This is a genomic window from Microcoleus sp. OTE_8_concoct_300 (assembly GCF_031383065.1).
In the GTDB taxonomy this organism is placed as follows: Bacteria; Cyanobacteriota; Cyanobacteriia; order Cyanobacteriales; family Microcoleaceae; genus Microcoleus.
This window is the reverse complement of sequence record NZ_JANMZH010000054.1, coordinates 1-26,537: the sequence shown is the minus strand read 5'-3', so window position 1 is coordinate 26,537 and position 26,537 is coordinate 1. Positions and strand designations below refer to the sequence as shown.

The following is a 26,537-nucleotide window of genomic DNA, read 5'->3' as shown; positions in this document are numbered from 1 at the left end:
TAAATTCGGTTTAGCAATTTCAATGAAAGTGGATTAATGTCTCGAAGTAAAAACATATAAAACCTCTTTAAATAAAACTTGATGTTTTTAGTATATCATATTATTTGATTTGTGTAATTAATTTTGTTTGACTACTTATTAAAAGTCGCAGATCCGGGTAGGCACTGCCGTGTCCCTACATAGGTCACAAAACTTATCGCAATTTTACCGAAAATTCGTATTCGTACCCCCGGAAATTTGAGTCTAGTTGTAATGTGTAATTGCCAGTAACTGGCACTTTTCCACTCCACTCTGTTTCATTGCCTTCATAAGGATTTCCTGCTAAAAGTTCGCCACCCGGAGCTATAATTTGGGGGAAAACATCTTTCCGATTCCTAACAGTCATAGTTTGACCCTTAGCGGCGCGAATTATGTAAGAATGACTGCCGCCGCCGATAATTCGACCTTTGACGATCGCCTCATCTCCTCCCGGTAGAAAATTAATCTGCTGGTTGACGTTAGAACAACTGCTTTCGGTGCGGTTTTTGGCAATCCAACCTGGCGGATCGGTAATTCGCAACCAGCCGTTTTGTTCTTCGGCGACGGAAACAAAGGTATTATTATTAAGTTTTCCTACTATTTGGCTGTCCCTTACTTGGGGGTTCGATCGCACATTTAGCGGTGGATTCGGATCGCTGACTATAGCCTGCGTGATTTTGCAACCCGAATTTGGCGGTGTGACCATTACTGGCCCAACTTTTGGTCCAGAGACTTCTGCAACTAGCGAGGGTTGAACTGCTGGGGTTTTGGCTGGTTGAGATTGAGATGGGGGAGATTCTGCAGGCTGGGTTGCTGCTTGCAGAGGTTCTGGTTGCCCAGATTCGGGGTTGTTCGCCGCCACCGCTGCAATCTGGTTTTTGGTGGATGCCGGCGATTCTGGAAGGGGAGGATTGGATGGTTTCATCGCACCCGACTGTATAGTTGCAACAGCAACTCCCACCGCTGTTGCCACTCCTGCTAAGCCTGTGATGATGATTTGGGTAGAAGTAAATGGCATAATTGACCTCTCTGTATTATTTATACTAATAATTTTTGTTTGGGAGTTGGGGCGATCGCCAGTTAATTTATAGTGAAAATACCTAGTGCGAGCCGCTGGGTCAGGATTTTTATATAAAATTTTACCTGGATAATTGCCGCCATAATTTGAGCCAATATATACTGGACGCCTGTACTGATGGTAATCTTGCTTTGGATCATTTTCGCGCAAATCTGGCAAGGTAAGCGTTCAGCGCGAGGTTGAGCAACAGTAAATAATTTGCTTATATTCACTTATATATGCTACTATTTGCTCCATGCCATACGTACCACTCAGGAAAGCGGTCGAATTTCTGGGCTTGCATCCCCATACCTTAAGAAAATACGCAGATGAAGGGAAGATCAAAAGCATCAAAAACGAAGCAGGGCAAAGACTTTACGATGTCGAGTCCTATCAGCGCGGTGCAACTAGAACTACCATTGTTTGCTACTGCCGAGTTAGTTCAGCTTCGCAGCGAGACGACCTCGCAAGACAAGTTGAATTCATGCAGCAGCAATATCCAGACGCCGAAATCATCCAAGATATCGGCTCAGGACTCAACTTTAAAAGGAAAGGATTGCAAGCCCTACTGGTCAGATTTATGCGGGGCGATCAGCTCACAATTGTTCTTGCCTGTCGCGACAGATTGTGTAGATTCGGATTTGAACTATTCCAGTTTATGGCCGAACAAAACGGTGGAAAAATCGTGGTTCTCGACCGAATTGTTCACTGCCCCGAGACCGAACTCACAAACGATCTTCTCGCCATCCTTCACGTCTTTAGTTGCAGAATGCACGGACTCAGAAATTATAGCAAGAAAATCAAGGAAGATCCGTCTATTCCTAAATTCTGAACAAAAAGCATTAATCAAACAATGGTTTGGCGTTAGTCGTTTTGTCTACAACACGACTATCAAATACTTGCAAGAACCAGGGACGAAAGCTAATTGGATGGTAATCAAAACCGGAATACTCAACAGTTTGCCAGAATGGGCAAAGTCTGTACCTTTCCAAATTAAATCAATTGCCATCAAAGATGCTTGCTCAGCAGTTAAAGCAGCCAAACAGGGATTCAAGAAAGATGGTCAAATTCGTAAGTGTAGATTTCGCAGCAAAAAAGATACCAAGCAGTCTATCTATGTGCCAAAATCCGCCATAAAAAACTGTGGTATTTACCATTCGATTCTAGGCAAGTGTTCATTAAATGAAGCTTTGCCTCAGACTTTCAGTGATGGCAGGCTGACTCTTGCCTATGGCGAGTATTACCTGATGATCTCTGAAGAAGTGCAACAAGTTAAGACTGATAAACAAGGTCGGCTAGTTGCCCTAGATCCCGGTGTTCGCACGTTCATGACTTTTTTTGGTGAAGATTCTTATGGCTGGCTAGGAAATGATTCTAATTTGTATGTTCAGAAATTATGTTTTCGTTTGGACAAATTGGTGTCAAAGATTTCTCAAGCTTCTAGTCAGCAAAAAAGAAGATTCAAGAAAGCAGCCAGTAGGCTTCGTTGCAAAATTAAGAATTTGATTAAAGAGTTACATCATAAGGTAGCTAGATTCTTGGTTGATAATTTTGATGTGATTGTACTGCCCACATTTGAGACTTCTCAGATGGTATCCAAGTCACGTCGCAAATTAAGAAATAAAACGGTTAGACAAATGTTAACCCTAAGTCATTATGAGTTTAAAACCTTTCTCAAGTGGAAAGCTTGGGAAAATTCAAAACTTGTGATTGATTGCAACGAAGCATATACATCAAAGACTGTTTCATGGACGGGCGAAATTGTCCAAAAGCTAGGTGGGGCAAGAACTATCTTGTCCGCAGCCACTGGGTTGAAGATGGATCGGGATTTAAACGGTGCTCGTGGGATTTTCCTTCGGGCATTGGTTGATACGCCTTTGTTAAGAGATTCTCTTAATTTATATGTTTGTTAGCATTTGTTAGCAAAAAAGTATCGGTAACTAAAATGTCAAGATTCATTCCTCTGAGATTACAACCGCCCCGCGATCGATTGTTGGAGGAGGTGAAGCAGGAAGTCCAAGCAGGCCTCGGGCAGTCTTTGCACGCTGCTGTGCTAGCTAACCTCAGCCAAGACTCGCCGCCAACGGGTGTTAACCGCTGTTGGGATGTGGAAGTCAAAGCCGGCAACCGTCCGAGTTTTCGGCTTCCTCCCAAAGCAAGCGTTGCTAAAGTGTTCTCGCGCACCGGCGGCAAATTGGTAATTTTGGGAGCGACGGGTTCCGGCAAAACTACGACCCTGCTAGAATTAGCTCGGGTGTTAGTTTCTCGCGCCCAAAAAGATGCTAGTTTACCAGTACCAGTGCTGTTTGAACTCGGATCGTGGAAAGCAGAATCCGGGGCGATCGCAGATTGGTTAATTGCTCAACTTCAGTTCAAATACCGCATCTCTCCTGCTGTCGGCAAAAAATGGCTTGCCGAACAAAAATTGCTGCCTCTCCTCGACGGCTTGGACGAAGTAGAAACCCACCGCCAAAATATCTGCATTCAAGCAATCAATCAGTTTGTTGAAAGCGAATTGAAGCCCAAACATTTAGTAGCTTGCAGCAGTTTTGAAGCTTACAAAAACTGCGATACTAGATTTCGCCTGCAAGCAGCGGTTTTATTGAAACCTTTAACAGAAACTCAAATTCAAAATTATCTGCTAGAAGCCCGAAGCCGCGAACTTTGGTACAGCATTGAGCGCGAGCCGGAGTTGTTGAAATTTGCCAAAGTCCCCTTGCTTTTGAGCATGATGGCTCTGGCTTATGAAGATATTTTAATCGAATCTTGGAAGCGCATAACTTCTGCAGAAGAACAGCGCAAATATCTGTTAACTGCCTATATTCGCCACCAAATGACCCGGGAAGTCAAGCAGTATCCCAGAGGTAAGGAACTGCGGCCGGAACAAATTCGCCACTGGCTGGGATGGTTGGCCAGAAGGATGGAAGAGCAAGGAATTCAAGAATTTTACCTCGATCGCATACCGTCTAGCTGGCTGCAAACAGACGAGGAACGGCGCAAGTATCAGTTTGGAGTTAAGCTGGTTGGCGGGCTGATTTGGGTGATTTTGGGATTAATTGCCAGCCTAGTCTCCGGGTCGATTTGGGGAGTAATTGCCGGTGCTGTTGCTGCGGTAATTAGTGCTTTGTTGCCGGGAATTCCGGGGATTGAAAGGTTTATATTGCACCTCGTGCTGTGGTCGAAGGGCTACATTCCTTGGGATTACAGGCGTTTTCTCGATGCTGCGGGCGATCGCTTGTTGCTGCAAAAAACTGGCGATCGGCGCTATCGATTTATTCACGATTTATTGGAAAAACATTTTTCTGAAATGTAAATACCTCAATAAGTAAGCTGTATAGTAAGCGAGCCTCCGGACATCAGATCGTACCAAATCCGGGTCTACTACCCCTTTATTCTTTAGTCCGCATGGCCGCGTACCTGCGCACGAAAGTTTGTGTCAGGGAAATCCCCCCCGCGATCGCCCTTTCAACGACCGAATCATCAAGGGGGTGGCTAACTAGGATTTGGTATCACAGCCTCACGATGCGTGGACTAGAGAGCCGGCGATCTCGTTGCGGGGGGGCAATTTACAGTCTTTGCAAAACAGGGTTGTTCGACGCGGATTTAAGATTACAAATCTACCAAAATGGCAAAATTTAGACCTATTTTGAAGTTAGGGAAAGCGATCGTGAGACATTCATGTAAAGAAATATATTTTTTTTTGTAAAGTTAATAATAATGCTTTAGTGTATTGAGAGTTAATCTTTAATTCCTATTCTTCGTAAAGTATTATTCCTCATCTGCGGTTATTTGTGGCAGTTTGAGTATTGAAATGGTGTGGCTAGGCAGAAACTACTGTGCTGAGTCAGGAATAAAAGTAGCAGTAAAGGCTCCAGCTATAATAAGTGACTGAGTTGTGTCAAAGCATCAAACATAATGAAAAACATCTTAATCACGGGTGGAGCTGGTTTTATCGGCTCAAGTTTAGCTGTTCAATTTTTGAAAAAAGGTTGGAACGTTACTATTTTAGATAATTTATCAATTCAGATACATGGAAATAGTTACAACACCTCATTATCTGAATTTTTGCAAAATTTTACTCATTTTATCAAAGGAGATATACGCGATCGAGACGTTTGTTTAAAAGCAGTTAAAAATCAAGATGTGATAGTTCATTTGGCTGCTGAAACAGGCACAGGACAATCGATGTATCAAGTTGAAAATTATGTAGATGTAAACGTTAGAGGTACGGCAACTCTCCTGGACAGCCTTGTTAACAGCAATAACTGCGTCAAAAAATTTGTTTTGGCATCATCCAGATCAATTTATGGAGAAGGAAAATATTATTGCCCCACCCACAAGGATGTATATCCCAAACTTCGCCAATACGCAGACTTACTAAATGGTGACTTTGAACTCAAATGTCCTATTTGCAACCAGCCTATAGATTTGCTTCCCACTGACGAAGAATCACCTCCAAGTCCCTTATCTATTTATGCTATTACCAAGCAATGTCAGGAACAAATGGTAATCAACATATGCAATTCAATAGATATTATTTCAGTCATATTTAGATACCAAAATGTTTACGGAATAGGACAATCACTTGCCAATACATATACGGGCATTTTGCCGATTTTTTCGACCATCATGTTAAAGGGCAATGATCTTAATATTTTTGAAGATGGGAATCAAGTTAGGGATTTTGTTTACATAGACGATGTGGTTGAGGCTACGATTAGGGGCCTCGAGAAAGATGAAGCAAATAATCAGATTTTTAACGTAGGTACTGGAGAAAAAATATCTATATTGAAAATTGCCGAGACACTTCAAGAACAATATAATGTCAAGACTAAAATTCAGATCAGCGGTGATTTTAGAGTAGGAGATATCCGTCACAATTATGCCGATTTGTCAAAAATCAGACTGAAACTAGGGTTTGAACCCCAATACAGTCTCAGTGAAGGTGTAGCGAAGTTTGTCGAATGGGTGAAAACTCAGGAAATTCATAGCAATGGCTACGAAAAATCGCTCGAAGAACTAAAAACAAAAGGGATTTTGAAACAATGGATAAGATAGGAGTAGTGACTGTTACCTTCAACAGCGAGGAGGTAATTGAAGAATTTTTGAAATCTTTGCTGGCACAAACTTACGAAAACTTTAGCCTTTACGTCATAGATAATGCTTCCAAAGATCGGACATTAAATAAACTTGAAGAGTGGGACGATTGTCGCATAACCGTTATTAAAAATACAGCTAATCTAGGAGTAGCAGGCGCCAACAACCAAGGAATTCAATTGGCTTTAGAAGAGGGCTGCGATTCCATCTTGTTAATTAATAACGATACTGTATTTGAGAAAACTTTGCTCTCCAAGTTACTGGAAGTAATTAAGCAAAACAATTGCAGCATTGCTACTCCCAAAATGATGTATCATTTGTCTCCAGATACGATCTGGTATGCTGGTGGCTTTTTTAATAAAAGAAACGGTTACATAGCGCATCATAGAGGAATTAATGAAAAAGATTTAGAACAATATAACTCTCTTGAAAAAGTAGAGTATGCACCCACCTGTTGTACGTTAATCAAAAAAGAAGTCTTTGCAGATATTGGTGTCATGGACGAAAAGTATTTCGTTTATGCTGATGATACAGATTTCTTTTATCGCATTTGGAGAGATGGAAGGCATACAATGCTCTATGTACCTTGGATAAAATTTTATCACAAAGTGGGTAGTTTGACTAAATCAAAAAGAGGTAATCCCGAATCTAAGTACGGTGATTTTTATATACAATATACAACTAGAAATAACATCTATTACCTCAAGAAACAAAAAACAATTTATGCTTATTTTTATATAATTTACTATTATATAAAAATAAATATAAGTTTTTGGTTAACTGGGAGGTGGCCGCGAAATATCAAAACATTCTTACTTCTGCACAAATCTTTTTGGCAGGGTTTATTTTACTAAATGATGAGGTATAAACGGATGAAAAGCAGTGAATATAGTCTCCAGCAATATCTAGATTATGACTTGGTTATGGATTGGGAACCGGGCGAAATTCCTAGTTTTCCGATCCCTAATGTTACTCCAGCGATTCAAGTAACTGACCGAAAGTTTGTTCGGGTGAAATAATTTCGATGACTAATTCTGGGACTACAGGACAGGCTTCATCTTGATTCCAGTCAGGAGATAAGCGTTCGTAAGAAAAACATAAAAGGTCTGGTACTGGCACCCAGTCTCGCCCCAGTCTAGTTAATCTTACCGCCCATTCTACACCAATTTCTCCCCGTTCCTCACCCCACTGTTCGAGGAGTTTTATTAGACTTCGGGTGAGGCGAGAATGAAATTTTTTAGGTGACATCTTCGGTACTGCTTGCTCGTCAATAAGTTCGTAGGTAATATCGCCTTCTCCTTCGCCAACAACGAGAAACTCTTCCAGAGTTAGTTCAGTTTTTGTCTGGAGCATAATATTCCTCTGCTGTGGGCAGGCAAGTTAGTATTATTTTAACTTAAAAATAAATTGACAGAATACAAATGTTATGATAGATGTTGGCAAAATCTCAAGTCTTAACGGTCAAATTTGCGATCGCCTCCTCATCCACACCCCCAAAAGGTTAAGATTCTAATCTGACCCTCCTGCAATCATTGCTTCACCTACTATGGCAGAAACCTTATTGTTCAACGCCCTCCGTGAGGCGTTAGACGAAGAAATGGCCCGCGACTCCGCCGTATTCGTACTCGGCGAAGACGTAGGTCAATACGGCGGTTCCTATAAAGTCACCAAAGACCTCTACAACAAATACGGCGAACTTAGAGTGCTCGACACCCCGATCGCCGAAAATAGCTTTACGGGTATGGCAGTAGGCGCAGCAATGACGGGACTGCGGCCGGTCATCGAAGGCATGAACATGGGCTTTTTGCTGCTGGCCTTCAACCAAATTTCCAACAACGCCGGAATGCTGCGCTACACATCCGGCGGCAACTTCAAAATGCCAATGGTAATTCGCGGGCCAGGCGGCGTGGGCCGGCAACTCGGCGCGGAACACTCCCAGCGCCTAGAAGCATATTTCCAAGCAGTACCGGGTTTGAAAATAGTCGCCTGTTCGACTCCCTACAACGCCAAAGGACTCTTAAAATCAGCCATCCGCGACGACAACCCCGTTCTGTTTTTCGAGCACGTCCTTCTTTACAACCTCAAAGAAAATTTGCCAGAAACAGAATATTTAGTGCCGCTGGACAAAGCAGAAATCGTGCGATCGGGCAAAGATGTCACAATCTTGACATATTCCAGGATGCGGCATCACGTCATACAAGCCGTGCCCGCACTGGTAAAAGAAGGTTACGATCCAGAAGTAATCGACCTAATTTCTCTCAAACCCCTGGACATGGAGACAATTGGCGCATCCATTCGCAAAACTCACAAAGTAATTATTGTAGAGGAGTGCATGAAAACAGGAGGCATAGGTGCCGAACTAATTGCCTCAATCAGCGATCGATTTTTTGACGAACTCGACGCACCGGTTTTGCGCCTGTCTTCACAAGATATTCCCACACCTTACAACGGCAATTTGGAAAGACTGACAATTGTCCAGCCCACTCAAATTGTCGAAGCCGTCCAAAAAATGGTAGCTTTGCGAGTATAAATAGTGATTAGTCAGTAGTCATTGGTTGACTGTTGACTGTTGACTGATGACTGTTGACGGATGACTGTTGACTGTTGACTGATGACTGTTGACTAAAATCTGCCAACCGCCAACTGCCAACTGACAACTGCCAACTGACCAATGACTAATAATTAACTATGCAAAAACAACGTTCAATATTAGCCCTAATTTTGGTTTTAATCATCGCCGCCATTACTGTAATAGTAACAATTCCGACGCGGCTGGGATTAGACTTGCAAGGAGGGTCGCAACTCACAATTCAGGTAAAAACTACCCCCACAATTCCCAAAATAGACCAGGGAATGTTAGAAGCAGTGCGGCGGATTGTCGAAAACCGCGTCAACGGTTTGGGCGTTTCCGAAGCATTAGTGCAAACAGTAGGAGAAGACCAAATTCTCGTTCAGTTGCCCGGAGTAAATGACCCGCAGCAAGCAGAACGAGTTTTGGGCGGCACGGCCAAGCTAGAATTTCAGGAACAACTGCCGGGAACAGAAGCACAATTAGCTATTGAAAGGCAGTTGCAGCAGGAATTACTCGCCAAACAAGCAGAATTGAAAACTAGCAACAATGAGGCAGCAATTAAAGAAAATCAGGCTGCTTTGAAAAGAAGCAATGAGGCGATCGCCAAACTCTTCAAAAGCAGCGGACTCGGTGGTGAAAACCTCAAAGACGCTCAACCTCAACCCTTGACCTCTGGGAACAACTGGAACGTTGCTCTCGTTTTCGATACCCCTGGAGGCGAACTATTTGCCCAACTAACGAAAAATTTAGCCGGCACCGGACGCAGTATCGGTATTTTCCTAGACGAAAGAATGATCAGTTCTCCAGTCGTCGGCGTTGAATTTGCCCAAACAGGAATTACTGGTGGGAGTGCCGTAATTCAAGGCAACTTTACAACGCAAGAAGCCAACGATTTGGCAGTGCAATTGCGCGGTGGCGCTTTGCCTGTGCCTGTCGAAATTGTAGAAAACCGCACGATCGGCGCTAGCTTGGGTAAAGACAGCATTCAAAGCAGTATTAACGCAGGTATCGGCGGCTTAGTTTTAGTCTTGATTTTCATGGTTGCCTACTATCGACTCCCCGGCGTAATTGCCAATATTGCTCTGTTAATTTATGCTCTGTTAACTTGGGCAGCTTTCGTGCTTTTGGGAGTGACATTAACCCTGCCGGGAATTGCTGGTTTTGTGCTCAGCATCGGGATGGCAGTGGATGCTAACGTGCTGATTTTTGAGCGCACGCGGGAAGAGTTGCGGGCGGGGAAATCGCTTTATCGATCGGTCGAATCGGGTTTTTACCGCGCTTTTTCCAGCATTTTAGACGGCAACGTCACAACAGTTATTGCTTGTGCTGCTTTGTTCTGGTTGGGCGCAGGTTTAGTTAAAGGGTTTGCTGTAACTCTGGCATTGGGCGTACTAGTGAGTATGTTTACTGCGCTCACTTGCAGCCGCAGTCTGCTGTTCGTAGTATTGAGCTTTCCAGCATTGCGGAAACCTCAGTGGTTCTGTCCCGATTTGTCGAAAACTGCTAATAGTTAACTGTTGAGTGTTGACTGTTGACTGTTGACTGTTGAGTGTTGACTGTTTTTTAACTAACTCCTTCCTTCCTTCTTCCATCCATTACATCCCGTACATTGCTCGTTGCCGAACTTCCCTCTTCGTTCAAATTATGAAATTCAGTGTTATCAAACAGCGATCGCTCTGGTGGAGTATTTCCGCCGCTATAATCCTTGCAGGTATAGTGTCGATGGCAATTTCTTGGACTCGTCCCGATATCCGCGCACCGCTGCGGCCCAGTTTAGATTTTATTGGTGGCACTCGGCTGCAATTTGAACTCGACTGCACGAAACCGGAAAATTGTAAACCCATCGATCTTGCTGTTGTCCGCGAAGTCCTGGACACCCAAGGTTTAGGTGGCAGCAGCATTCAAGTTATCGGCAAAGAACAGCGAGGTTTATCGTTACGAACGAAAACTTTGGATGTCGAACAGCGGACTAAGTTGCAAACAGCATTGAGCGAAAAAATAGGCGCTTTTGCTCCTCAATCTACTCAAATTGATACGGTTGGGCCTACCCTCGGCAAACAGTTGTTTACTTCGGGATTGTTGGCTTTATTTCTTTCCTTTGCTGGAATTACGGTTTATCTAACATTCCGGTTTCAGTTGGATTATGCCTTTTTTGCTTTCGTTGCTCTCTTCCACGACGTGTTGGTTACTCTTGGTGTTTTCTCGTTTTTGGGTTTAGTTCAAGGAGTGGAAGTTGACAGTTTATTTGTGGTCGCGCTCTTGACAATTATCGGTTTTTCTGTTAACGATACAGTGGTAATTTACGATCGCGTGCGCGAAGTAATCAAGCTAAATCCGGGACAGTCGATCAATCAAATTGTCGATGATGCTGTCATGCAGACCCTGGGAAGGTCAATTAACACGACGATGACAACGCTGCTGACATTGTTTTCAATCTTTTTGTTTGGCGGCGAAACCCTCAAATACTTTGCTTTAGCATTGATTGTCGGCTTTATTGCTGGTGCGTATTCGAGTATTTTCATTGCCAGCACGCTGCTGGCTTGGTGGCGCAGTCGCACGGGCAACTCCATCGCTGTCCCTGTAGAAGCCATCAACTCGTCAGAGGAAGTTTAATTGTCATTGCTCATCAGTCATATCATGTCGGGTCAATTAACCGTAATCAAGGTGCTTGTAGTGAGGACTAAAGTCCTCAGGTTTTCTGCAATCAAAAAATTATGATTCCGATGCCAGTAAAAACGACATGATACTAGATCCGGGTTTGTTACCCACTTTATGATTCGGATATTGAAATCGCTTAAGAGTCAAACTTTCGTCCACTCCAAGCGGACTAAGAGATAAAGCGGGTATTTAAGTCGGATTTGGTATGACGGGTGACTAATAACTAATGACTAATGACTAATAACTAATGACTAATGAAAGCGATGCAAATTTTCAAATAGAAGTCCAAAGGCTTCACAAACTAACAGTTTACGGCCGCTGGTTAACTGTTATATTGCTGTGGATTAGCGTCGGTTCTTTGAGCATTTGGGGTTTGCGCCGCGAAATCGGTTTGTGGTTAGAACACTTTACTTGGGCGGCGGTGCGCTACGGTTTATCTTTTCATCGCTGGCCGACTCTCGGTTTGGGTTTGTGCTTGGGGATGACTTTAGGAGTGCTCACTTGGCAAAGTCGCAATATGGTGCGAGGATTGCCCCTGCGGGAAAAACAGGGTTTGGAACAACAAGTGCGCCGCATTCGCCAACAGGGGCCGAGTCATCCTTTGTGGAAGTGGGTTTGCAAAGGTTCGCATTAGCGATGGGCTTTATTCTTCAGTGGTGGACGCACTCCCACCTAAGAAACCGGGTTTTTGGAGCCCGTGTGCGGGCTGCAACCAAATATAAGGGTGAAAAAACCCGGTTTCTGGCCACCGCTGCGTAGGTGGTAATTCTTTTAAATCCGTTAAATCTCCTACATTCCTCGTTGCCGAACTTCCTTGTGCTGTATCACGCAAAGCGAGGTAAAATCTGTGTTGTGGGAGACTGTTGAAGGGGAATCTCGATCGCAAATTCTGCTCCTTTTCCGGGTTCCGAAAAGCACTTCAATTCCCCACCGTGTTGGTTCACAATAATTTCATAGCAAATCGAGAGTCCCAAACCGGTTCCTTGACCGACAGGTTTAGTAGTAAAGAAAGGGTCAAACAACCGCTTCCGAACATCTTCTGTCATGCCAGGCCCGTTGTCAGAAATCTTAATTATTACCTTTTTTCTCTCACTTAACTCCGTGCGAATCCGAATGGCAGGAATCAGGCTGGTAGAGTTAGAAATTGATGATTGAGTATTTGTACAGGAATCTTTTTGGTCGCCTGCTTGGGACTTTTTCTGGCTTGTTTTCTCGACATTTTGGTGTTTGTTCCACTCACCAAGAGCGTAAATGGCATTAAGTAAAATATTCATAAATACCTGATTGAGCTGTCCGGGATAGCACTGCACCAGCGGCAAGTCGCTGTATTCTTTGTGAATTGCGATCGCCTCCTGGCCGGGTTTCCCTTTAAGCTGGCTTTGCAAAAGCATAATCGTGTTGTTGATACCGTCGTGAATGTTGACCTGCTTCATTTGAGCTTCGTCTAACCTGCAAAAATTCCGCAGCGACAAAACGATGTCGCGCACTCTTTCTGCACCTTGCTGCATGGAATTTAACACTCTCGGCAAGTCTTCCAGCAAATAATCGAGTTCGAGTTTTGCTGATTCCGCTTCAATTGCTGCGATGGATTCGGGACAGTGCTGCCGGTAGATGTCGAGCATCCGAATTAAGCCTTGAGTGTACTCTTTAGCGTGGTGCACATTGCTGTAGATAAAGCCGATCGGATTATTAATTTCGTGAGCTACTCCTGCTACTAACTGCCCCAAAGAAGACATTTTCTCTGTTTGAATTAGTTGAGTTTGAGTGCGCTGAAGTTCCAGCAGGGCAAGTTCTAGCTGTTGAGCTTGGTGCCTCAATTGTGCTTGCGATTCCCGCATCGCCACGGTTGCTAACTCGTGAATTTGCAACTGAGAAAGTAGCAGTTCGTGCACGTCTAAAAGTTGGTAATGATCCGGCTCAACCTGCACTACAATTGGTTCGTGGATTAGTTCGGGCGATCGCTCCAAAGACTGCCGCACTGCCGTCATAATTGACGTTTTGCGATCGAGAACCAACATCTCAGTTTTAGTAAAGTGGTAGAGTATCAACAAAGGCTGTTGAGAAAATAACTCCAAGCTGTAGGGGCGGCTCATGTGTTCAAAAAAACGCCGCCGCGAAATCATCCCTGTAAACTTTCCTTCCTGAGTGATGATGATCCCGGGAAGTAAAGGGTTTGCCTGAAAAATTTTAGCAACTTCGTCCCCCGGACACTCAGACTCTAGGAAAAAATCGTAGAGGGTTAATTCCTGTAGAGTCGATCGCAAACCAAGTGGCGATTTCAGGGGACTCAACCCGTCATTTTCATACACTGCACCCTCCTTTGGTAATTGGCAGTAGCGGTTGGCGGCTGGACTATTGCGTACTATTTGAACTGCATTTTCTAATCTTTTTATAGCTTGGTCATCAACTCCCATGTGCTCGCTCCAATCCAGTTAATTCAGCATGATTTTTTTTGCCTTAAATCGTGCTGGTGTCACCCGAAATGATATTGCAGGTTAGATGAATTTAATAGCAGACACCCCTGTAAAACCTGACGATGTAGTAAATATTATCTATCCAAGATTCTACTAATCCGAATATAGCAGTCCTAACTATTTTTAATGTTTGATGACATTAATTTGCTGACGATGGATAGACCTCTGCCACCTGTGACAGTACATTTGCTATTACCCCTTGCGTAAAATTATATTACAATAAAACAAGACTAGCGACAAATCAGCAGCCGATCGCCCACTTTTAGAATTCAGGCAAAACCGGTTTCGGGCAATTGCCAATATATCTCAATTGTCAGTTTTTTCGCACAAATGCCGATCGCTCTCAACGCGGGGATTGTATTGCAGGTAGTCTCCAAGCCAGCGACAGCCGATTGCGAGCAATTTGTCAACTTCTGCAGCTTCTACTTTAGCAGCATCGAGACTCCAAAGCTTCACGGACGAATCTTTCCCGGCAGATGCTAAAGTTGTGCGATCGGGACTAAAACTCACACTCCACACATCGGCTTGATGTGCCCTAAAAGTTTGCAGCAAAGTGCCATCAGGGCGCCAAAGTCTCACGTTACCGTCCATACTGCCCCCGGAGAGCATCTTGCTATCGGCGCTCCAACTGACACTACCCAAACCTGCTGTAGAATCGTCTAGAGTTTTGAGCAACTTGCCGCGGGTGTTCCAAAGTTTCACCTTCCAATCGTGACTCGCAGAGGCAATCATCTCGCCGTCAGGGGAGAAATTGCAGCCCCACACTTCATCTCCGTGTCCTAAAAGAGTTTTCTCAAGTCGAAACTGTGTTTCCCCGCTGCGTTTCCAAAGTTTGACAGTTCGATCCTGACTGGTGGAAGCCAACATATTGCCGTCGGGACTGAACCTGACTGATGTAACTGGTCTAGTATGTCCTTTTAAAGTTTGCAGCAAAACGCCCCCTGTACTCCAAATCTTAATAGTTTTATCTGAACTGGCAGTAGCAATTAGTTGGGAATTTGCGCTAAAACTCGCGCTCCAAACTAAATCTCGGTGTCCTTTCAAAATTTGCAGTAAAGTTCCGTCCCTACGCCAAATCCTGGCAGTATTGTCAAAACTTGTAGAAGCAATTAACTGACTGTCTGGACTAAAAACCACTTCAGTAATTGAATTGCTGTGTCCGGGCAAACTCAAAATCTGTTTGCCGTTGGGCTGAAAAACTTTAACAGTAAAGTTGTCACCCGCACTCCCAATTAACTTGCCATCCAAGCTGAAACTAGCCGTGTGTCCGTTAGCCAAACGATTGCGTTCTCGGACTGCATTTAGCGTTTGGTGCAGTATATTTACTGTCTGTGCTTTTAGCGCTGGGGAAACTTCTATTTCTCGCATTTTTTTTGCCGCGCTGACTGCTGCGATTAAAGCTCCTAGCTGGTCGTAGCTTAGGGAAATATCGGCGGTGGATTTAAGCGCTTCAATTTGGGTAATTATCGCTTGTTTTTTTTGAGTGTCAGCACGAGTGGCAACTCGCTGCGCGTGCCCGACGACGCTAGCAGAGATTGCGGAAATTGCAGCGAGTGCGAACAAACTTAATTGGACTGTTCGCTTGGCTTTTTGCTGAGCTTGAGTCAATACTAAATTTGCCTCTGCAAATATTTGTGAGGCTGCTTTTTCTAGTTCCAAAGCTCTTTGAACTTCCCGATTTTCTAATTCTTGGCTAGCTGATAGAAATTGATAATCACGATCGCCCAAACTTTTGTCTGCTGCCCAGGTTAACGCTTCTGCGAGAGCTCTGCCTTGCAGCAAGCGGGAAGTGTCGCTATGGTTGGATGCTTCCCAAGCGACGATCGACTCGGAGTAAGGCCTGCGCTTTGCTAATTCTTGGTGTATCCATTCTCGGTTAAAAACAGAGGCGTAAATTGGGTTGTAAACTCTCAGTTTTCCTTGGTCTTTGACGATTAAACCAGAGAGTAACAGTTCCATTTTTTCGGAACTGTCTTCAGATCCCGAAGCCAACCCCTCGGCCTGGGGGCTAAGATAGCTTAACTCTGCTGCTGGTTTTTCTGTCTGGTTCGGGAGAGTCACGTTGGCTAAAATTTGTTGGTAAAGTCCCAGCAAACGGCCGGTGCGCTGGGGATTTCTCAGGAGGCGATCGCGAATTGTTTTTAGGTGTTCGGGTTCGTCTTGAAATTCCCAGTTTTCCAATGTACTCAACTGCACTAATTCGGCAATGAATAATTGACAGTTGGCGGAGCGATTCGAGTCGCTGCTGGTTTCGGCTGCTAACTTCTGAGCAGTTAATTGACAAATCTTGTGAGTGAGAAATGGCTGTCCTCCCGTCCAGGCTAATATTTCTTTGAGAATTTCTAAGGAATTTTCTCTGGTTTCGCTCCATCCTTGAGCTAAAGGTGTGGCTTCTGCAAGCTCAAATCCTTTGAGTTCAATGGCGCGACCTATATTAAACGGAGTTCGGGTTTTGTCAGAGATTAAATTTTGAGGAGTCGCGACTCCAAATAAGGCAAAAGTCAGGCGGTTATATTCGGGATTTTCGGCGCGTTTGTTGTAGCAGCCGCGCAACATTGCAAAAAAGTCGTCACTGGAGAAGTTGAGGGAGAGAATGCTGTCAATTTCATCGATAAAAATAACGATATTGCGATCGCAAGAAGGAAGCAATACCTGTTCGATAAATTCATTTAATCTGACGACTGGCGGCAAGTGTTCTCGATCGCGCCACCAAGTCCTGACATTAATCTTAATTTTAAAGCTGTTGGCGAGAGTGGCTGTAAAGCCGGCATACCAATGCGCGGGAGTTATTTGGGCAGTCCCAATTCCTGTGATGTCAACAATCCCGCAGGCGGTGTTTTCTGCTTGCAAGCGGCGCGCTGTTTGCACCCGCAGACTCGATTTTCCCATTTGCCGCCCGGTGAGCACGTAGCAAAACTCGCCGGCTTTTAACGAGTCGTAAAGTTCGCGATCGGCTGCTCTGGTGACGTAGGTAGGAGCATTCGCCGGTAAACTTCCGCCAACTTGATATTCAAATTCTGTCGCTGGCAAATCGCACACGGAGAATAAAGGAGATGCAGAAGGAAATAATTCTATTTTACCCGACTTTTCCTCAACCTCCACTTCAATTTGAGGAACTTGGTTTGGTTGCGACAATATTTCGCTCATTATTACTTCTCCTTCCCTTTGATTTTAGGCAATTGTCATTAGAAACTCTGCTTGATGTTGATTTGAGGAACCTCGGGGGGGCTCAAGCAGGCGAGGGCGATCGCACTCTCGCTAAATTGAAATGATATTTGAGGAAAGTAAGCGACAGTTTCCATGTGCGATTTGCAAGGGCTTGATGTGCTAACTCTATATACGGCCCGACGATCCCACTTTCAGTACGATGTCAGTATTTCAACCTGTACACTTTTTGAGTCTGAGTCTCTGAGAGTGTGAATGTCGCTCTCATCCTTTGGCTGTCTCGATTGGATGTTTTTTAAGGGTGGGGCGGTGCGACGCAAAAGAAGCAGACACTTAACCTTGCGGCACAAGGGGAGTCGGCAGCTAACGCCCACGGAGGACGGCTTTTAGGCTATCGCCGTCAATCGATTTTAGATTTTAGATTTTAGATTTTAGATTTTAAATTTTACAATTGACCCTACCGATCGATCCGGGGGCAAGTGAAGAGGATTCGGAGTTTTTTTCTCGCTCCACGGATAAATCGGGGCGCTGGTGACCAAATTGCTTGATTGTCAAAGATGAACAGAGAAAAGCACGACAGCAGCAGCAATATCACCCAAAAGAATGATTGATCGACAAAAAGTTGCGTGTTATGTTTCAATATAATTCTATACAAAAATACTTTTACCTAAAAGGAGAACAAAAAATGGACACACCTACAGAGCGCGTACAAGAACCAGTCGGGACAAGAGAGCTAGAATCTATACCTGTATCTGAAAAAATTGCTGCCGACAAAGTTAGTGAGGTTAATTTTGAAACGACTCCTTTAGAAACCCCTGCTTATACTCAGCAAAAAGTTAGCGTTGAGGAGTTGAAAATTAACGGCGACGATTTGGTTGCTAAAGTTAAACAACTGATTGACGAAGGCAATATCCGCCGCATCATTATCAAAAATGAAGAGGGACGGATCTTGGTAGAACTTCCTCTGACGGTGGGAGTAGTCGGCGGAGTGATCGGTGCGGCGTTGTTTCCAGTCATTGCAGCAGTAGGAGCGATCGGTGCATTAGTCGCTCACTTGACTATCATCATTGAAAGAACCGAGTGAAACTCTCAGGTCTAAAAACGCCCTCGATTCTTAAGAAATTACTTCCTTAACATCCCAGAGCGACAACAGAAGGCTCTCTCTCTGGGGGAAGAGCCCACACGCCGGAGAGCCTTTTGATGGCAGCGTGTTGTCTGATAAGTGTTCATGCAATTCAATCTCAAAAAGACTCAATTGCACAGGTTTCGACGAGTCCCGCCGTACCTTTTTTAATCTTTTGGCAATAGTCAAACCAGAGGTTTCTATTGCCTTTTTCCGTACATTGCTTGCAGGTTGTAAATTAGCATCGTCGATATGTCCGCAATTGGTATAAATAAACTTTTCACCATTGCGACTCTCTTTATCCACGTGGCGACACTTACTGCAAGTCTGACTGGTATGCCGAGGGTCAACTCTGTATAGTTTCTTGCCTGACTTTGCAGCCACATATTCAAGTTTTTGGGTAACGCATACCAACTGGCGTCAGCAATGGCACGATTTAAACCAGGTTTTGCTGCCTGACCATTGGGCAAGAATCGCCCGGTTTCAGAAGCAACGGGTTTGCACCGCTTCATCATATTTTTAATTTGCAAGTCTTCGACGGCGACAGCATCAGATTTACGGAAAATTTTATTGGCAACCCACCACTGATGAGCCTCGCGCTTTTGCTGTATCTTATGCTGAGCTTTCCGCTTTCCGTCCACTTTTTTGTAAGGTGCTTAGGTTGCACCTTACATAATTAGGTTCTGCGATCGAGAGCGTTTTAAGATTGTGCCAACCTATCCTAAGAAAGAGTTGGGTGAGCTAATTTAACTTTCCCTAAAGCCCTCTTCCTGCTGTCAAAGAGTTTCATCACCCCGGAGGTGATGGTGTCGATTACATCGGGAGCACAGTAAGAGAGAAACTCTTCCGAGGAAATATGACCTGCAAAAAACTCGTGAGCTTTCTTCAAAAAGTTTTCAGTTTCAGCAAAGCCGATAGATTTGATAATAAACGTAGCTACGGGAGAGTTTTTAATATCGTAGGGAGATTCTTGATTTCGTCCTATTGCTAACAAATTTAACACCTCTTTTTGCAACTGATTTTCTAAGGCATAGGCGATCTGTCTGTTGGGCAAGTAATCCTCCAAAACAGATGTTTGAAATCCTGGTGCGCGCAATTCTCCCATCATAGTTGAAAGCGGAATATCGCGCCCTAAACGTAAGGAAAGAGCTTCTAAAATGGCGATGGTAATTAGCTTGATACCCAGATAAAGTTTAGCAACTGCGATATTTTTTCGAGTTCTGGCAATCAGGTTAGCGTAGGTTTCATCGTCCGGCTCTTGCATAAACTGCTGGAAAACCAGTTCGGGTTTGAGGAAGTTCAAAAATCCTTCCATTTTTTGCAGAGACCTGCGATATCCACCAACAGTATAGGAATTGACATTGCTCAATTCGTGGTTGGTTTCTGGCATCAAGTTCCAGGTATTGTCTAAGAAATTAGAGGAATTTGGAGAGGCAAAATTCTCTACATCCCGATTTGCTAACCTGACCGCTCGCTTGACAATTTCTATGGTTTGGGCCTCGCTCCATCCGAAGTTAAAATCGCGATTCGCACTTACCAAACGCTGGTGCAAAAGTTCGATCGCAGTCAAACCCCTGGGCGAAACCGGACGAAAAGGAATAGTAGCTTCGATGCAAGCGACAATTTCGGCGATCGTACTAGCTGGCAAAAAAGCCTCCAAAGATTTGGCAGCAATAACGCCACTCAAAAATTCGTTTTGGCCGGCAAACGGAGACAGAGCCTTGCCGGGAATAAACCCAAATACTGAGGCCACCAACTCATACATGGCATCGTCGGGCAGTTCGGTTTCATCTCTAATAACTAACTGCGATCGCACCTCTTTGACAAAAGGAGAAAGGGCGCTGCTAATATTGAAACTTACACCCTGATCGACTTGCACGTACACGAGGTCGTGAAACAGCGCAGCCAGCACCTCGATCGGATCGACTGACCCCCCGACCTCAAAAATGTGTTCCGACGTGTGAAAGTAGCGCCAAGGCCCTCTCATCGTTTGAATGATTAGCTCAGCTATCTGCTCCAGCTTTGGAATGTCTACTTGACCTCCCAATTGCTCGATCGAGCTTACCAAGCAATCCAAGCACCGTTTTTGTTCTACGAAAAGCTCCATTTACGCACCTCCAGTGCAGTCCCTGATTGTCTTGCGTTTGATTGCATGGTATCAAAACACGCTACGATCCTGCCATGATTTGTCACCCTAAAATTGCAAATTTTAGGGTGAAACAGGGAGAGGGGCGAGGGAAACAGGGAGAGGGGGGAAGGAAACAGGGAGGAAGAGGGAGGGAGATAGGGAAATTAAATATTAACCATTCTGGATTTGTGGAGATTCTGGCAACTTTGGCGATCGGTATCATAACTTACAGTAAAGGTGACAAAGAGTTGGTAAAGCCTTGATAAATTTTTGATAAATTTTTGATGAATTTTTGACAAAAGCTGTGGGTGGGTGGCATTTAAACCAGCTTCAAGCCGCTGTGGTGTAAATACTGCGCCCTGCCTCAGAATAACATTCGTAGACGTGCTGGTAAACCTCTTGACATTTGCGCTGATACGCTTCGGTTGAGTAGCTGTCGGGTAGTCGATCTAAAATATCCTCGATCGCCACTTTAACTGCTGCCTTGGTTTGCTGTCGCCTGCGCCAATCTAACACTAATTTTTCTTGCTTGAGGGTTGACAAAAGCTCCTTTGCTACTTTCTTGATTTCCAGCTTTTCTTTCTCGGTTAAAGTAATATCTGGTTTGGTCAACAGGTCAAAAATTGCTAATTCTTCTTCTGCCAAATTCTCGGATATTGCACGTTTATCCTCAATATTGAGTTCTTGGGCAAACTCGACCAAATCGGCAAAAAATATCTCGACATTGCGGGAACCAGCATTATATTCATCAATCATTTGCTGGAACTTGTCTAAGTAATTCATCCTGCTTTTGTTGAGGCGTAGCATCTGGGTTAATTGACTACTAATTATGCCTTTAAGTTTCTCTGTTTCGGTGTGTTTGTAACCCGATGCAAACTGGGCTTTGAGGGCGTCAAAGTCAATCTGGCCCAGATCGAGTAGAGACGTTCCGGTGGAACGTCTCGGGATTCGGGAATGACATATGTTAAAGTACCGATCGACCGATCGAGGATTTCTTCAACAGCGGCTTTGACTTCGGTAATGTCGGAGTGTGGGGTTAGCTGTTTGATGCGCTTGGTAATTTCCGCAAAAGCATATAAACTAGGATTGAACTCGCCCGCTGCTGGGTCGGGGAGAATGGCTTTGTAGAGTTTGTTAACGTTCTGAGTTAGTGCTAGATATCGCTGTTTGGAATCGTCGTTGATGAGGATGGCTTCGACAACATCATTCCAGAGTTTGGTACGGGCGAAAGATTCGGTGGTGGTTTGGATTTTGTCAAAAGCGATGCCACGTTCAGTACAGAATTGTAGCGTAAGGTCGATCGCACTTCTCAATTCATCGACTAAGGCGGCTTTCGATTGTACCGGCGTGTCGCCTTCTCTGACATCGCCACCGGAGGCGGAACCGTAAATTGCTAGGGCTTTTTGCAAGTCGCGGAAAACACCGATATAGTCTACAATCAGCCCGTTGACTTTATCCCCAAACACGCGATTCGCCCTGGCGATTGTTTGCATCAGGGTGTGGTTTCGCATCGGTTTGTCGAGGTAGATGGTGGAACAACTGGGCGCGTCAAATCCTGTCATCCACATCGCGCAGACAAAGACGATTCGCAGGGGGTTATTCGCGTCTTTGAATTTCTCGTCTAATCCGGGTTTTTCTTTGGCGAGGCGTTGGCGGTGGGGTTTGATGGTTAAGCCTTTTTTGTTAAAGATTTCTTCCTCATTTTGGGAGGAGGAAATGATAACGGCCATGTCGGTTTCGGTGATGTATTGAATCTGGGCGGTTAGCTGTTCTTGTTTGCTGGTGTTGGCGGTGAGGAGTTGGTTTTGTAAATCAGTTAATTGCTGTTGCCAATAGTGCTGGACTTTGTTATACATTTTAACAGCGGTGAAGCGATCGATCGAGACAACCATTGCTTTACCTTGGTAGCCGCGCCCTAAAAAGTGACTGACTATATCTTTGGCGATTTCCTCTAAGCGTTCCTCTCGCGCGATCAGGTGTAATTCCCGCGCAAATTCGCGATCGAGTTTATTCTCTTCGGCTTCATCTAAGTCTGCTGATTCTATAGCATCGGCTATCTGTTCATTGAGTTCGCTGTTGGTGAGTTCGAGTTTGGGGGTGCGGTTTTCGTAGAAGAGGGGAACTGTGGCGCCGTCTTCGATGGATTGGCGGAAGTTGTAGATGCTGATGTAGTCGCCAAATACGCGCTTGGTAGCTTCTTCTCCCACGAGTAAGGGTGTCCCGGTGAAGCCGATAAACCCGGCGTTGGGTAATGCGGTTCTCATGTTGGCCGCCCAACTGTCGTATTGCGAACGGTGGGCTTCGTCGGCGATGACTATGATATTATCTCGATCGGAAAGTTTGGGGTAGGTTTCGCCTTTGTGGGTGCGGAATTTTTGAATTAATGTGAATACATAGCGGTGGTCTTCTGTCAATAGTTGTTTGAGGTGTTCGCCGCTATTGGCGCGGACATTTTGTTCGGGTTCGGTGACTGCGCCGGTTTTGGCAAAGTTTTTGTAGATTTGGTTGTCTAAATCGTCGCGATCGGTGATAATTACAAATGTCCAGTTTCCGGTAATTGTGCGGTGGACTTTCTGGGAAAAGAACTGCATGGAGAAGCTTTTGCCGCTACCTTGGGTGTGCCAAAAAACGCCTAGTTTGCCTTGATTTTCGCGGATGTTTTGTACGGCTTCTAGGCAATTGTTCACGCCGAGATACTGATGATTTTTGGCTACGAGTTTGATTAAATTGCCTTGTTCTTCGCTAAATAAGGTGAAGTTTTCGACTATATCTAAGAGTTTGGTTTTGTCGCAGGTTCCGCGAATTATGGTTTCCAGGGAGATGATGCCTTGTTCGCCTTCGTTATTGATTTTTTTCCAGTCTGAGAAATACTCCCAGGTGGCGGTGAGGCTAGCGATTTTGCTGATGCTACCGTTGGAGAGGATGACGATGCTGTTGTACCAAAATAATTGCGGGATTTCTTTTCGGTAGTCGCAGAAGTTATTTTGATAGGCGAGTTCGACTCGTTCTTCGGAGGCTTTGAGTTCGATAAATATCAGGGGAATGCCGTTTATGAAGCCGATCAAATCGGGGCGGCGGGGGTACAGTTCCCCGGTAATCCAGAATTGGGAGGCGAGGAAAAAGTTGTTATTGGTGGGGTTTTTCCAGTCGATGACGGTGACGTTTTCGGTGATTTCTTCGCCGTCGTCGTTGCGGTAGGTGACTGTTACTCTATCTTTGAGGAGGTTGTAAATTTCCTGGTTGGCGTTGGCGAGGGTGAGGGCGTTTCTGTCGCGGATCAGTTCGTCAATGGCGAGGTTAATTGCTGGTTTGGGGAGGTGAGGGTTGAGTTTTTCTAGGGCTGGTTGTAGTTTGGAGATGAGCACTACTTCGCTTCTGGTTTCTCGCCCTAAGTTGCTGGTTCCGCTATTCCATTCGCTGTAGCAGTTGGCTGTGGTGTAGCCGAGTTTTTCAAATAGGGCGATGGTTGAGAGTTCTAGGGCTGCTTCTGAGTCGGGGTGGGGTGGGTTCATGCAGAAATCTTTCTCCTTATGATGTCGATATTGTTGTAGAGACGTTCCGCTGGAACGTCTGGAACTGGAACGTCTGGAACTCTGTGTGAAGACGGAAGACGCCCTAGCAGGGCGTCTCTACGATGGGGATGGTTTTACATATATAAATTGGCGGGATTATTTTTGTCTAATTCCCATTTAACCGGGTTGTTGATAATGTATTGCTGAATATTGTGCAGAGATCGATCGTCTCGGATGATATGGTCATAAAATCGGTCTTGCCACTCGAAATCATCAAATCCAGCTTTCCAGATGCGTTTGGTACAAGCTGTTTTAATTTGACCGATAATCGACCCCACAGATTTGGGTTTTAACCGTGATTTTGCCGTCATCGTTGTCGTAGAGACGTTCCGGTGGAACGTCTCCTCCTCCTGTTGGGAGACGCCCCACCGGGGCGTCTCTACGAGGGGTGGTGTAGGTTGATTTTTGATAATGATAATTCCGTGCAGATGGTTGGGCATGATCACCCATTCATCCAATTCGATATAAGAACGGATTTCTGCTGTTTTCTGCCATTCTTCAGCGACGATTTGACCAACAGGTGATAACTGCATTTTGCCGGCCACAACATCACCGAAAAAATATTGTCGATTCTGAGTGCAGATGGTAACGAAATAATAGCCGTTGGAGGTGTAATCCCAATTCTGACATCGGGCAGATTCAATTCGGTATTTATTTTTGTATAAGGTCATAAGGGTAATTACGGGGAGAGAGAGACAGAGAGAGACGTACCAGCGGAACGTCTGTACAATATGATATTTTAATCAGGATGATTGAATCATTATTTGTCTAATTTGTTTGAGGATTCGCATAATGTCATAAAGTTGATTGCGATGGGGGAGTAGCAGGGAGAAAATATTAGATAAATCGTAGTTCGGGTTGGGTTGGATTAAAAGTTTAATAAATTGGAATTCGTCACCGTTGGTGATTAATCCATAAACGGGGCGTTCTGGGTTGGGGTTTGCTATCAAGTAGGTGAGGGCTTGGGGTAGGGCCACAGAAAAGGCGATTGTTGATTTAGATTCTACAACTAATACCCAGAGTTGCTGTTGAATAATCAGGGTGTCGATGCGTCCTCTGAGTATTTCGTCTCTGTCTTCTAGGAAAAGTTGAACTTCGGGTTCTGTGGTGACAAAGAAGGGTTCGTCGTATAAGCCAGCTAGGGTTAATAAGGGAGAAATGACTAAGTGATTGATGGTTCCTTCGGCTAATGACCCGCGTTTTCGATGACGAATAAATCGGTTTCTAATTTGGTCGAGTGCTGCTGTTTCTGAGTCGGTGAGTTCGGGTAAGTTTTGATTCCATTCGGGAAAGAATTGTGCGTTTTCTGTAGGACGGAGATTAAATCTTTCTTCCAGGTTGTCTAAGCTGGTGATGGTTTTTGAGATTGGTTTTGTCTGTACCATAATTGCTCTAATTTTGCGAGGGTGGGTTATTGGTAGAGTGTGTCGGTGGAATCTATCTATATTATATGAGGTTAGGCGGCGATTTGGTCGGTGTTGATGTCGAGGTTTTCTACGTCGATTTCGCCTGAGATGAGTCTGGGAAGGAGTAAGTCGCGGGTTTGACGGAGGTTTCTGTTTTTGAAGATTAGGTTATGAATTTGAGCCAGGGTATTTTGCACAAATTCATTAAATTGGTAAAGAAGAGGTAGTGGTGGTATTACAACTGGATACTTGATAAGAACATCCCAATTAGCCCTCGGCATTTTTGTACCTTGAGATGTCTGCGTTGCATGAGCCACAAATTCTTCGCTTGAAACACAAGCAAGCACTATTGGAAAGTAATCAGTAGCTTTAGCTTTAATTACTACGGCATCCGATGAACAAACCCCTTCAACTGGTGCAACACCTACCTTGTGAAAATAGGGTCTAATTTTACCGAAGAGAATCTCGCCTTTGTGGAAAAATAATTTTGTACTTTGCACCTGGCTGGCTGTTCCCCATTCTGAAAGCGCGATTGATTTTCTGGGTAAGTGTTCTAATCCAAAGTAGGGAGTTTCTGGGTTAATCAGGTCAGGGTTAATGCTTCGTCGGATGTCTTGTGCAATGTCTCCTAGCTTGACAGGTTCCCACCCTTCAGGAATCAGCCCCAATTCTGAATCTACCATCTGCACCTGTTCGTGGCTGGGGAAGCGGAAGTTGACGAACCACTCGCGGTAGATCGATCGCGCCATCTCTTCCAATATCTCAATCCGCCGCGTGTTATTCTCGATTAGGTCATCATACGCTGAGAGAATCGCAGCAATTTTGTGCTGGATGGGGAGAGGTGGAAGTGGGACTTCTAGGTTAGATAAAATACCTTGATTCAAGTTAGAAATATTTGTCCCGTTTCCCTGTGCTGAAAAAGTCTGACGCATCAATGAGCTACGGAACAGATAAGCATAAAATCTCGGTATTACTTGGTTAGACGTAAATCGAAGTTTGATTGTAAAGGCAGAATGGGTTACTGATTCCTGGATATTTTTTATAAACAAACTTCTGCCAATGAGTTCCCGATTACCATTAGACCTGACAAAGATAATGTCACCAGCTCTTAGGAGGTCTTTTTCTTTAATAGACCTCTTGCGAAAGTCTCAGGCGATCTCTAATTTAGTCTTTAAAGAAAGTTCATAATTATAAATACCAGCGATCAAATTAAATCTTAATCCGAAGCGCCTTCTTCGATTCCGATATCTTGATGAAAGTATTCTAA

Annotated in this window: 22 protein-coding genes and 1 pseudogene; 11 read left to right on the top strand and 12 right to left on the bottom strand. The window is 44.5% G+C overall.

The features are described 5' to 3' along the window. Positions 1-193 precede the first annotated feature (193 nt). Positions 194-1,255, bottom strand: coding sequence for an SH3 domain-containing protein (locus ACUVJL_RS02675; protein ID WP_445244428.1), 1,062 nt, complete (start codon positions 1,253-1,255; stop codon positions 194-196). Between the two features lie 76 nt (positions 1,256-1,331). Between ACUVJL_RS02675 and ACUVJL_RS02670 the strand changes: the two genes are divergently transcribed. The 5 genes from ACUVJL_RS02670 (at position 1,332) to ACUVJL_RS02650 (ending at position 7,026) form a co-directional block, all read left to right on the top strand. Further along, positions 1,332-1,907, top strand: a complete 576-nt coding sequence (locus ACUVJL_RS02670) for an IS607 family transposase (RefSeq protein WP_445244427.1) — start codon at positions 1,332-1,334, stop codon at positions 1,905-1,907. Beyond that, positions 1,810-2,988 carry an RNA-guided endonuclease InsQ/TnpB family protein gene (locus ACUVJL_RS02665; RefSeq protein WP_445244431.1) on the top strand — a complete coding sequence of 393 codons (1,179 nt, stop codon included), beginning with the start codon at positions 1,810-1,812 and terminating at the stop codon, positions 2,986-2,988. Before ACUVJL_RS02670 ends, ACUVJL_RS02665 begins: the two co-directional genes overlap by 98 nt. Positions 2,989-3,020: 32 nt before the next feature. Next, positions 3,021-4,388 carry an NACHT domain-containing protein gene (locus tag ACUVJL_RS02660; protein ID WP_445244426.1) on the top strand — a complete coding sequence of 456 codons (1,368 nt, stop codon included), beginning with the start codon at positions 3,021-3,023 and terminating at the stop codon, positions 4,386-4,388. Between the two features lie 602 nt (positions 4,389-4,990). Next, positions 4,991-6,133, top strand: a complete 1,143-nt coding sequence (locus tag ACUVJL_RS02655; RefSeq protein ID WP_445244425.1) for an NAD-dependent epimerase/dehydratase family protein — start codon at positions 4,991-4,993, stop codon at positions 6,131-6,133. Next, positions 6,121-7,026 carry a glycosyltransferase family 2 protein gene (locus ACUVJL_RS02650; protein WP_445244424.1) on the top strand — a complete coding sequence of 302 codons (906 nt, stop codon included), beginning with the start codon at positions 6,121-6,123 and terminating at the stop codon, positions 7,024-7,026. Before ACUVJL_RS02655 ends, ACUVJL_RS02650 begins: the two co-directional genes overlap by 13 nt. 115 nt (positions 7,027-7,141) lie before the next feature. Here ACUVJL_RS02650 and ACUVJL_RS02645 read toward each other — a convergent pair whose 3' ends face one another. Further along, positions 7,142-7,525 (bottom strand): Uma2 family endonuclease, encoded by a 384-nt coding sequence (locus ACUVJL_RS02645; protein ID WP_445244423.1) that lies wholly within the window; start codon positions 7,523-7,525, stop codon positions 7,142-7,144. 193 nt (positions 7,526-7,718) lie between these two features. Between ACUVJL_RS02645 and ACUVJL_RS02640 the strand changes: the two genes are divergently transcribed. From ACUVJL_RS02640 to ACUVJL_RS02625, 4 genes are all read left to right on the top strand, one after another. Further along, a complete protein-coding gene (locus ACUVJL_RS02640; RefSeq protein ID WP_445244422.1) occupies positions 7,719-8,702 on the top strand; it encodes an alpha-ketoacid dehydrogenase subunit beta in 984 nt (327 codons plus the stop codon). A gap of 158 nt (positions 8,703-8,860) precedes the next feature. Continuing rightward, on the top strand, positions 8,861-10,258 hold the full coding sequence (secD, locus tag ACUVJL_RS02635) for a protein translocase subunit SecD (RefSeq protein WP_445244421.1): 1,398 nt from the start codon (positions 8,861-8,863) through the stop codon (positions 10,256-10,258). A gap of 130 nt (positions 10,259-10,388) precedes the next feature. Further along, complete coding sequence (secF, locus tag ACUVJL_RS02630) at positions 10,389-11,357, top strand: protein translocase subunit SecF (protein ID WP_445244420.1); 969 nt, start codon at positions 10,389-10,391, stop codon at positions 11,355-11,357. Between the two features lie 292 nt (positions 11,358-11,649). Continuing rightward, complete coding sequence (locus tag ACUVJL_RS02625) at positions 11,650-12,036, top strand: hypothetical protein (RefSeq protein ID WP_445244419.1); 387 nt, start codon at positions 11,650-11,652, stop codon at positions 12,034-12,036. Between the two features lie 190 nt (positions 12,037-12,226). On the opposite strand, the gene ACUVJL_RS02620 is transcribed toward ACUVJL_RS02625, so the two are convergent. Continuing rightward, on the bottom strand, positions 12,227-13,816 hold the full coding sequence (locus ACUVJL_RS02620; RefSeq protein WP_445244418.1) for a sensor histidine kinase: 1,590 nt from the start codon (positions 13,814-13,816) through the stop codon (positions 12,227-12,229). Positions 13,817-14,182: 366 nt separating this feature from the next. After that, a complete protein-coding gene (locus ACUVJL_RS02615) occupies positions 14,183-17,023 on the bottom strand; it encodes an AAA-like domain-containing protein (RefSeq protein ID WP_445244417.1) in 2,841 nt (946 codons plus the stop codon). 703 nt (positions 17,024-17,726) lie between these two features. Between ACUVJL_RS02615 and ACUVJL_RS02610 the strand changes: the two genes are divergently transcribed. Continuing rightward, complete coding sequence (locus tag ACUVJL_RS02610; protein ID WP_333128682.1) at positions 17,727-18,125, top strand: DUF4342 domain-containing protein; 399 nt, start codon at positions 17,727-17,729, stop codon at positions 18,123-18,125. A 30-nt stretch (positions 18,126-18,155) separates the two neighbouring features. On the opposite strand, the gene ACUVJL_RS02605 is transcribed toward ACUVJL_RS02610, so the two are convergent. Beyond that, entirely contained in the window at positions 18,156-18,548 is a 393-nt protein-coding gene (locus ACUVJL_RS02605; RefSeq protein WP_445244416.1) for a zinc ribbon domain-containing protein, read from the bottom strand. Positions 18,549-18,885: 337 nt separating this feature from the next. Beyond that, positions 18,886-20,271: a hypothetical protein gene (locus ACUVJL_RS02600; RefSeq protein ID WP_445244415.1), complete on the bottom strand. Its 1,386-nt coding sequence runs from the start codon at positions 20,269-20,271 to the stop codon at positions 18,886-18,888. 107 nt (positions 20,272-20,378) lie between these two features. On the opposite strand from ACUVJL_RS02600, the gene ACUVJL_RS02595 reads away from it, so the two are divergent. Continuing rightward, a complete protein-coding gene (locus tag ACUVJL_RS02595) occupies positions 20,379-20,555 on the top strand; it encodes a hypothetical protein (protein ID WP_445244414.1) in 177 nt (58 codons plus the stop codon). Between the two features lie 67 nt (positions 20,556-20,622). On the opposite strand, the gene ACUVJL_RS02590 is transcribed toward ACUVJL_RS02595, so the two are convergent. From ACUVJL_RS02590 to ACUVJL_RS02565, 6 genes and pseudogenes are all read right to left on the bottom strand, one after another. Then, positions 20,623-21,195, bottom strand: a complete 573-nt coding sequence (locus tag ACUVJL_RS02590; RefSeq protein WP_445244430.1) for a type I restriction enzyme endonuclease domain-containing protein — start codon at positions 21,193-21,195, stop codon at positions 20,623-20,625. After that, positions 21,120-23,804: a type I restriction endonuclease subunit R gene (locus ACUVJL_RS02585; RefSeq protein WP_445244413.1), complete on the bottom strand. Its 2,685-nt coding sequence runs from the start codon at positions 23,802-23,804 to the stop codon at positions 21,120-21,122. Before ACUVJL_RS02585 ends, ACUVJL_RS02590 begins: the two co-directional genes overlap by 76 nt. A 134-nt stretch (positions 23,805-23,938) precedes the next feature. Continuing rightward, entirely contained in the window at positions 23,939-24,535 is a 597-nt protein-coding gene (locus ACUVJL_RS02580; RefSeq protein ID WP_445244412.1) for a transposase, read from the bottom strand. Between the two features lie 72 nt (positions 24,536-24,607). After that, positions 24,608-25,249, bottom strand: a complete 642-nt coding sequence (locus ACUVJL_RS02575; protein WP_445244411.1) for a type I restriction endonuclease subunit R — start codon at positions 25,247-25,249, stop codon at positions 24,608-24,610. Between the two features lie 71 nt (positions 25,250-25,320). Then, the gene (locus ACUVJL_RS02570) at positions 25,321-26,364 is read right to left on the bottom strand and encodes a restriction endonuclease subunit S (protein ID WP_445244429.1); all 1,044 of its coding nucleotides are present in this window, start codon (positions 26,362-26,364) and stop codon (positions 25,321-25,323) included. A 54-nt stretch (positions 26,365-26,418) separates the two neighbouring features. Next, positions 26,419-26,537 (bottom strand): annotated as a pseudogene (locus ACUVJL_RS02565) (IS5/IS1182 family transposase); the annotation flags it as partial.

Bases quoted from the DNA above. Each gene is read 5' to 3' on its own strand.
- ACUVJL_RS02620 (WP_445244418.1), bottom strand. From the start codon at position 13,816: ATGGGAGTTGATGACCAAGCTATAAAAAGATTAGAAAATGCAGTTCAA.
- ACUVJL_RS02575 (WP_445244411.1), bottom strand. From the start codon at position 25,249: ATGGTACAGACAAAACCAATCTCAAAAACCATCACCAGCTTAGACAAC.
- ACUVJL_RS02625 (WP_445244419.1), top strand. From the start codon at position 11,650: ATGACTAATGAAAGCGATGCAAATTTTCAAATAGAAGTCCAAAGGCTT.
- ACUVJL_RS02650 (WP_445244424.1), top strand. From the start codon at position 6,121: ATGGATAAGATAGGAGTAGTGACTGTTACCTTCAACAGCGAGGAGGTA.
- secD (WP_445244421.1), top strand. From the start codon at position 8,861: ATGCAAAAACAACGTTCAATATTAGCCCTAATTTTGGTTTTAATCATC.
- secF (WP_445244420.1), top strand. From the start codon at position 10,389: ATGAAATTCAGTGTTATCAAACAGCGATCGCTCTGGTGGAGTATTTCC.
- ACUVJL_RS02610 (WP_333128682.1), top strand. From the start codon at position 17,727: ATGGACACACCTACAGAGCGCGTACAAGAACCAGTCGGGACAAGAGAG.
- ACUVJL_RS02645 (WP_445244423.1), bottom strand. From the start codon at position 7,525: ATGCTCCAGACAAAAACTGAACTAACTCTGGAAGAGTTTCTCGTTGTT.
- ACUVJL_RS02600 (WP_445244415.1), bottom strand. From the start codon at position 20,271: ATGGAGCTTTTCGTAGAACAAAAACGGTGCTTGGATTGCTTGGTAAGC.
- ACUVJL_RS02585 (WP_445244413.1), bottom strand. From the start codon at position 23,804: ATGAACCCACCCCACCCCGACTCAGAAGCAGCCCTAGAACTCTCAACC.
- ACUVJL_RS02670 (WP_445244427.1), top strand. From the start codon at position 1,332: ATGCCATACGTACCACTCAGGAAAGCGGTCGAATTTCTGGGCTTGCAT.
- ACUVJL_RS02615 (WP_445244417.1), bottom strand. From the start codon at position 17,023: ATGAGCGAAATATTGTCGCAACCAAACCAAGTTCCTCAAATTGAAGTG.
- ACUVJL_RS02655 (WP_445244425.1), top strand. From the start codon at position 4,991: ATGAAAAACATCTTAATCACGGGTGGAGCTGGTTTTATCGGCTCAAGT.
- ACUVJL_RS02660 (WP_445244426.1), top strand. From the start codon at position 3,021: ATGTCAAGATTCATTCCTCTGAGATTACAACCGCCCCGCGATCGATTG.
- ACUVJL_RS02580 (WP_445244412.1), bottom strand. From the start codon at position 24,535: ATGACCTTATACAAAAATAAATACCGAATTGAATCTGCCCGATGTCAG.
- ACUVJL_RS02640 (WP_445244422.1), top strand. From the start codon at position 7,719: ATGGCAGAAACCTTATTGTTCAACGCCCTCCGTGAGGCGTTAGACGAA.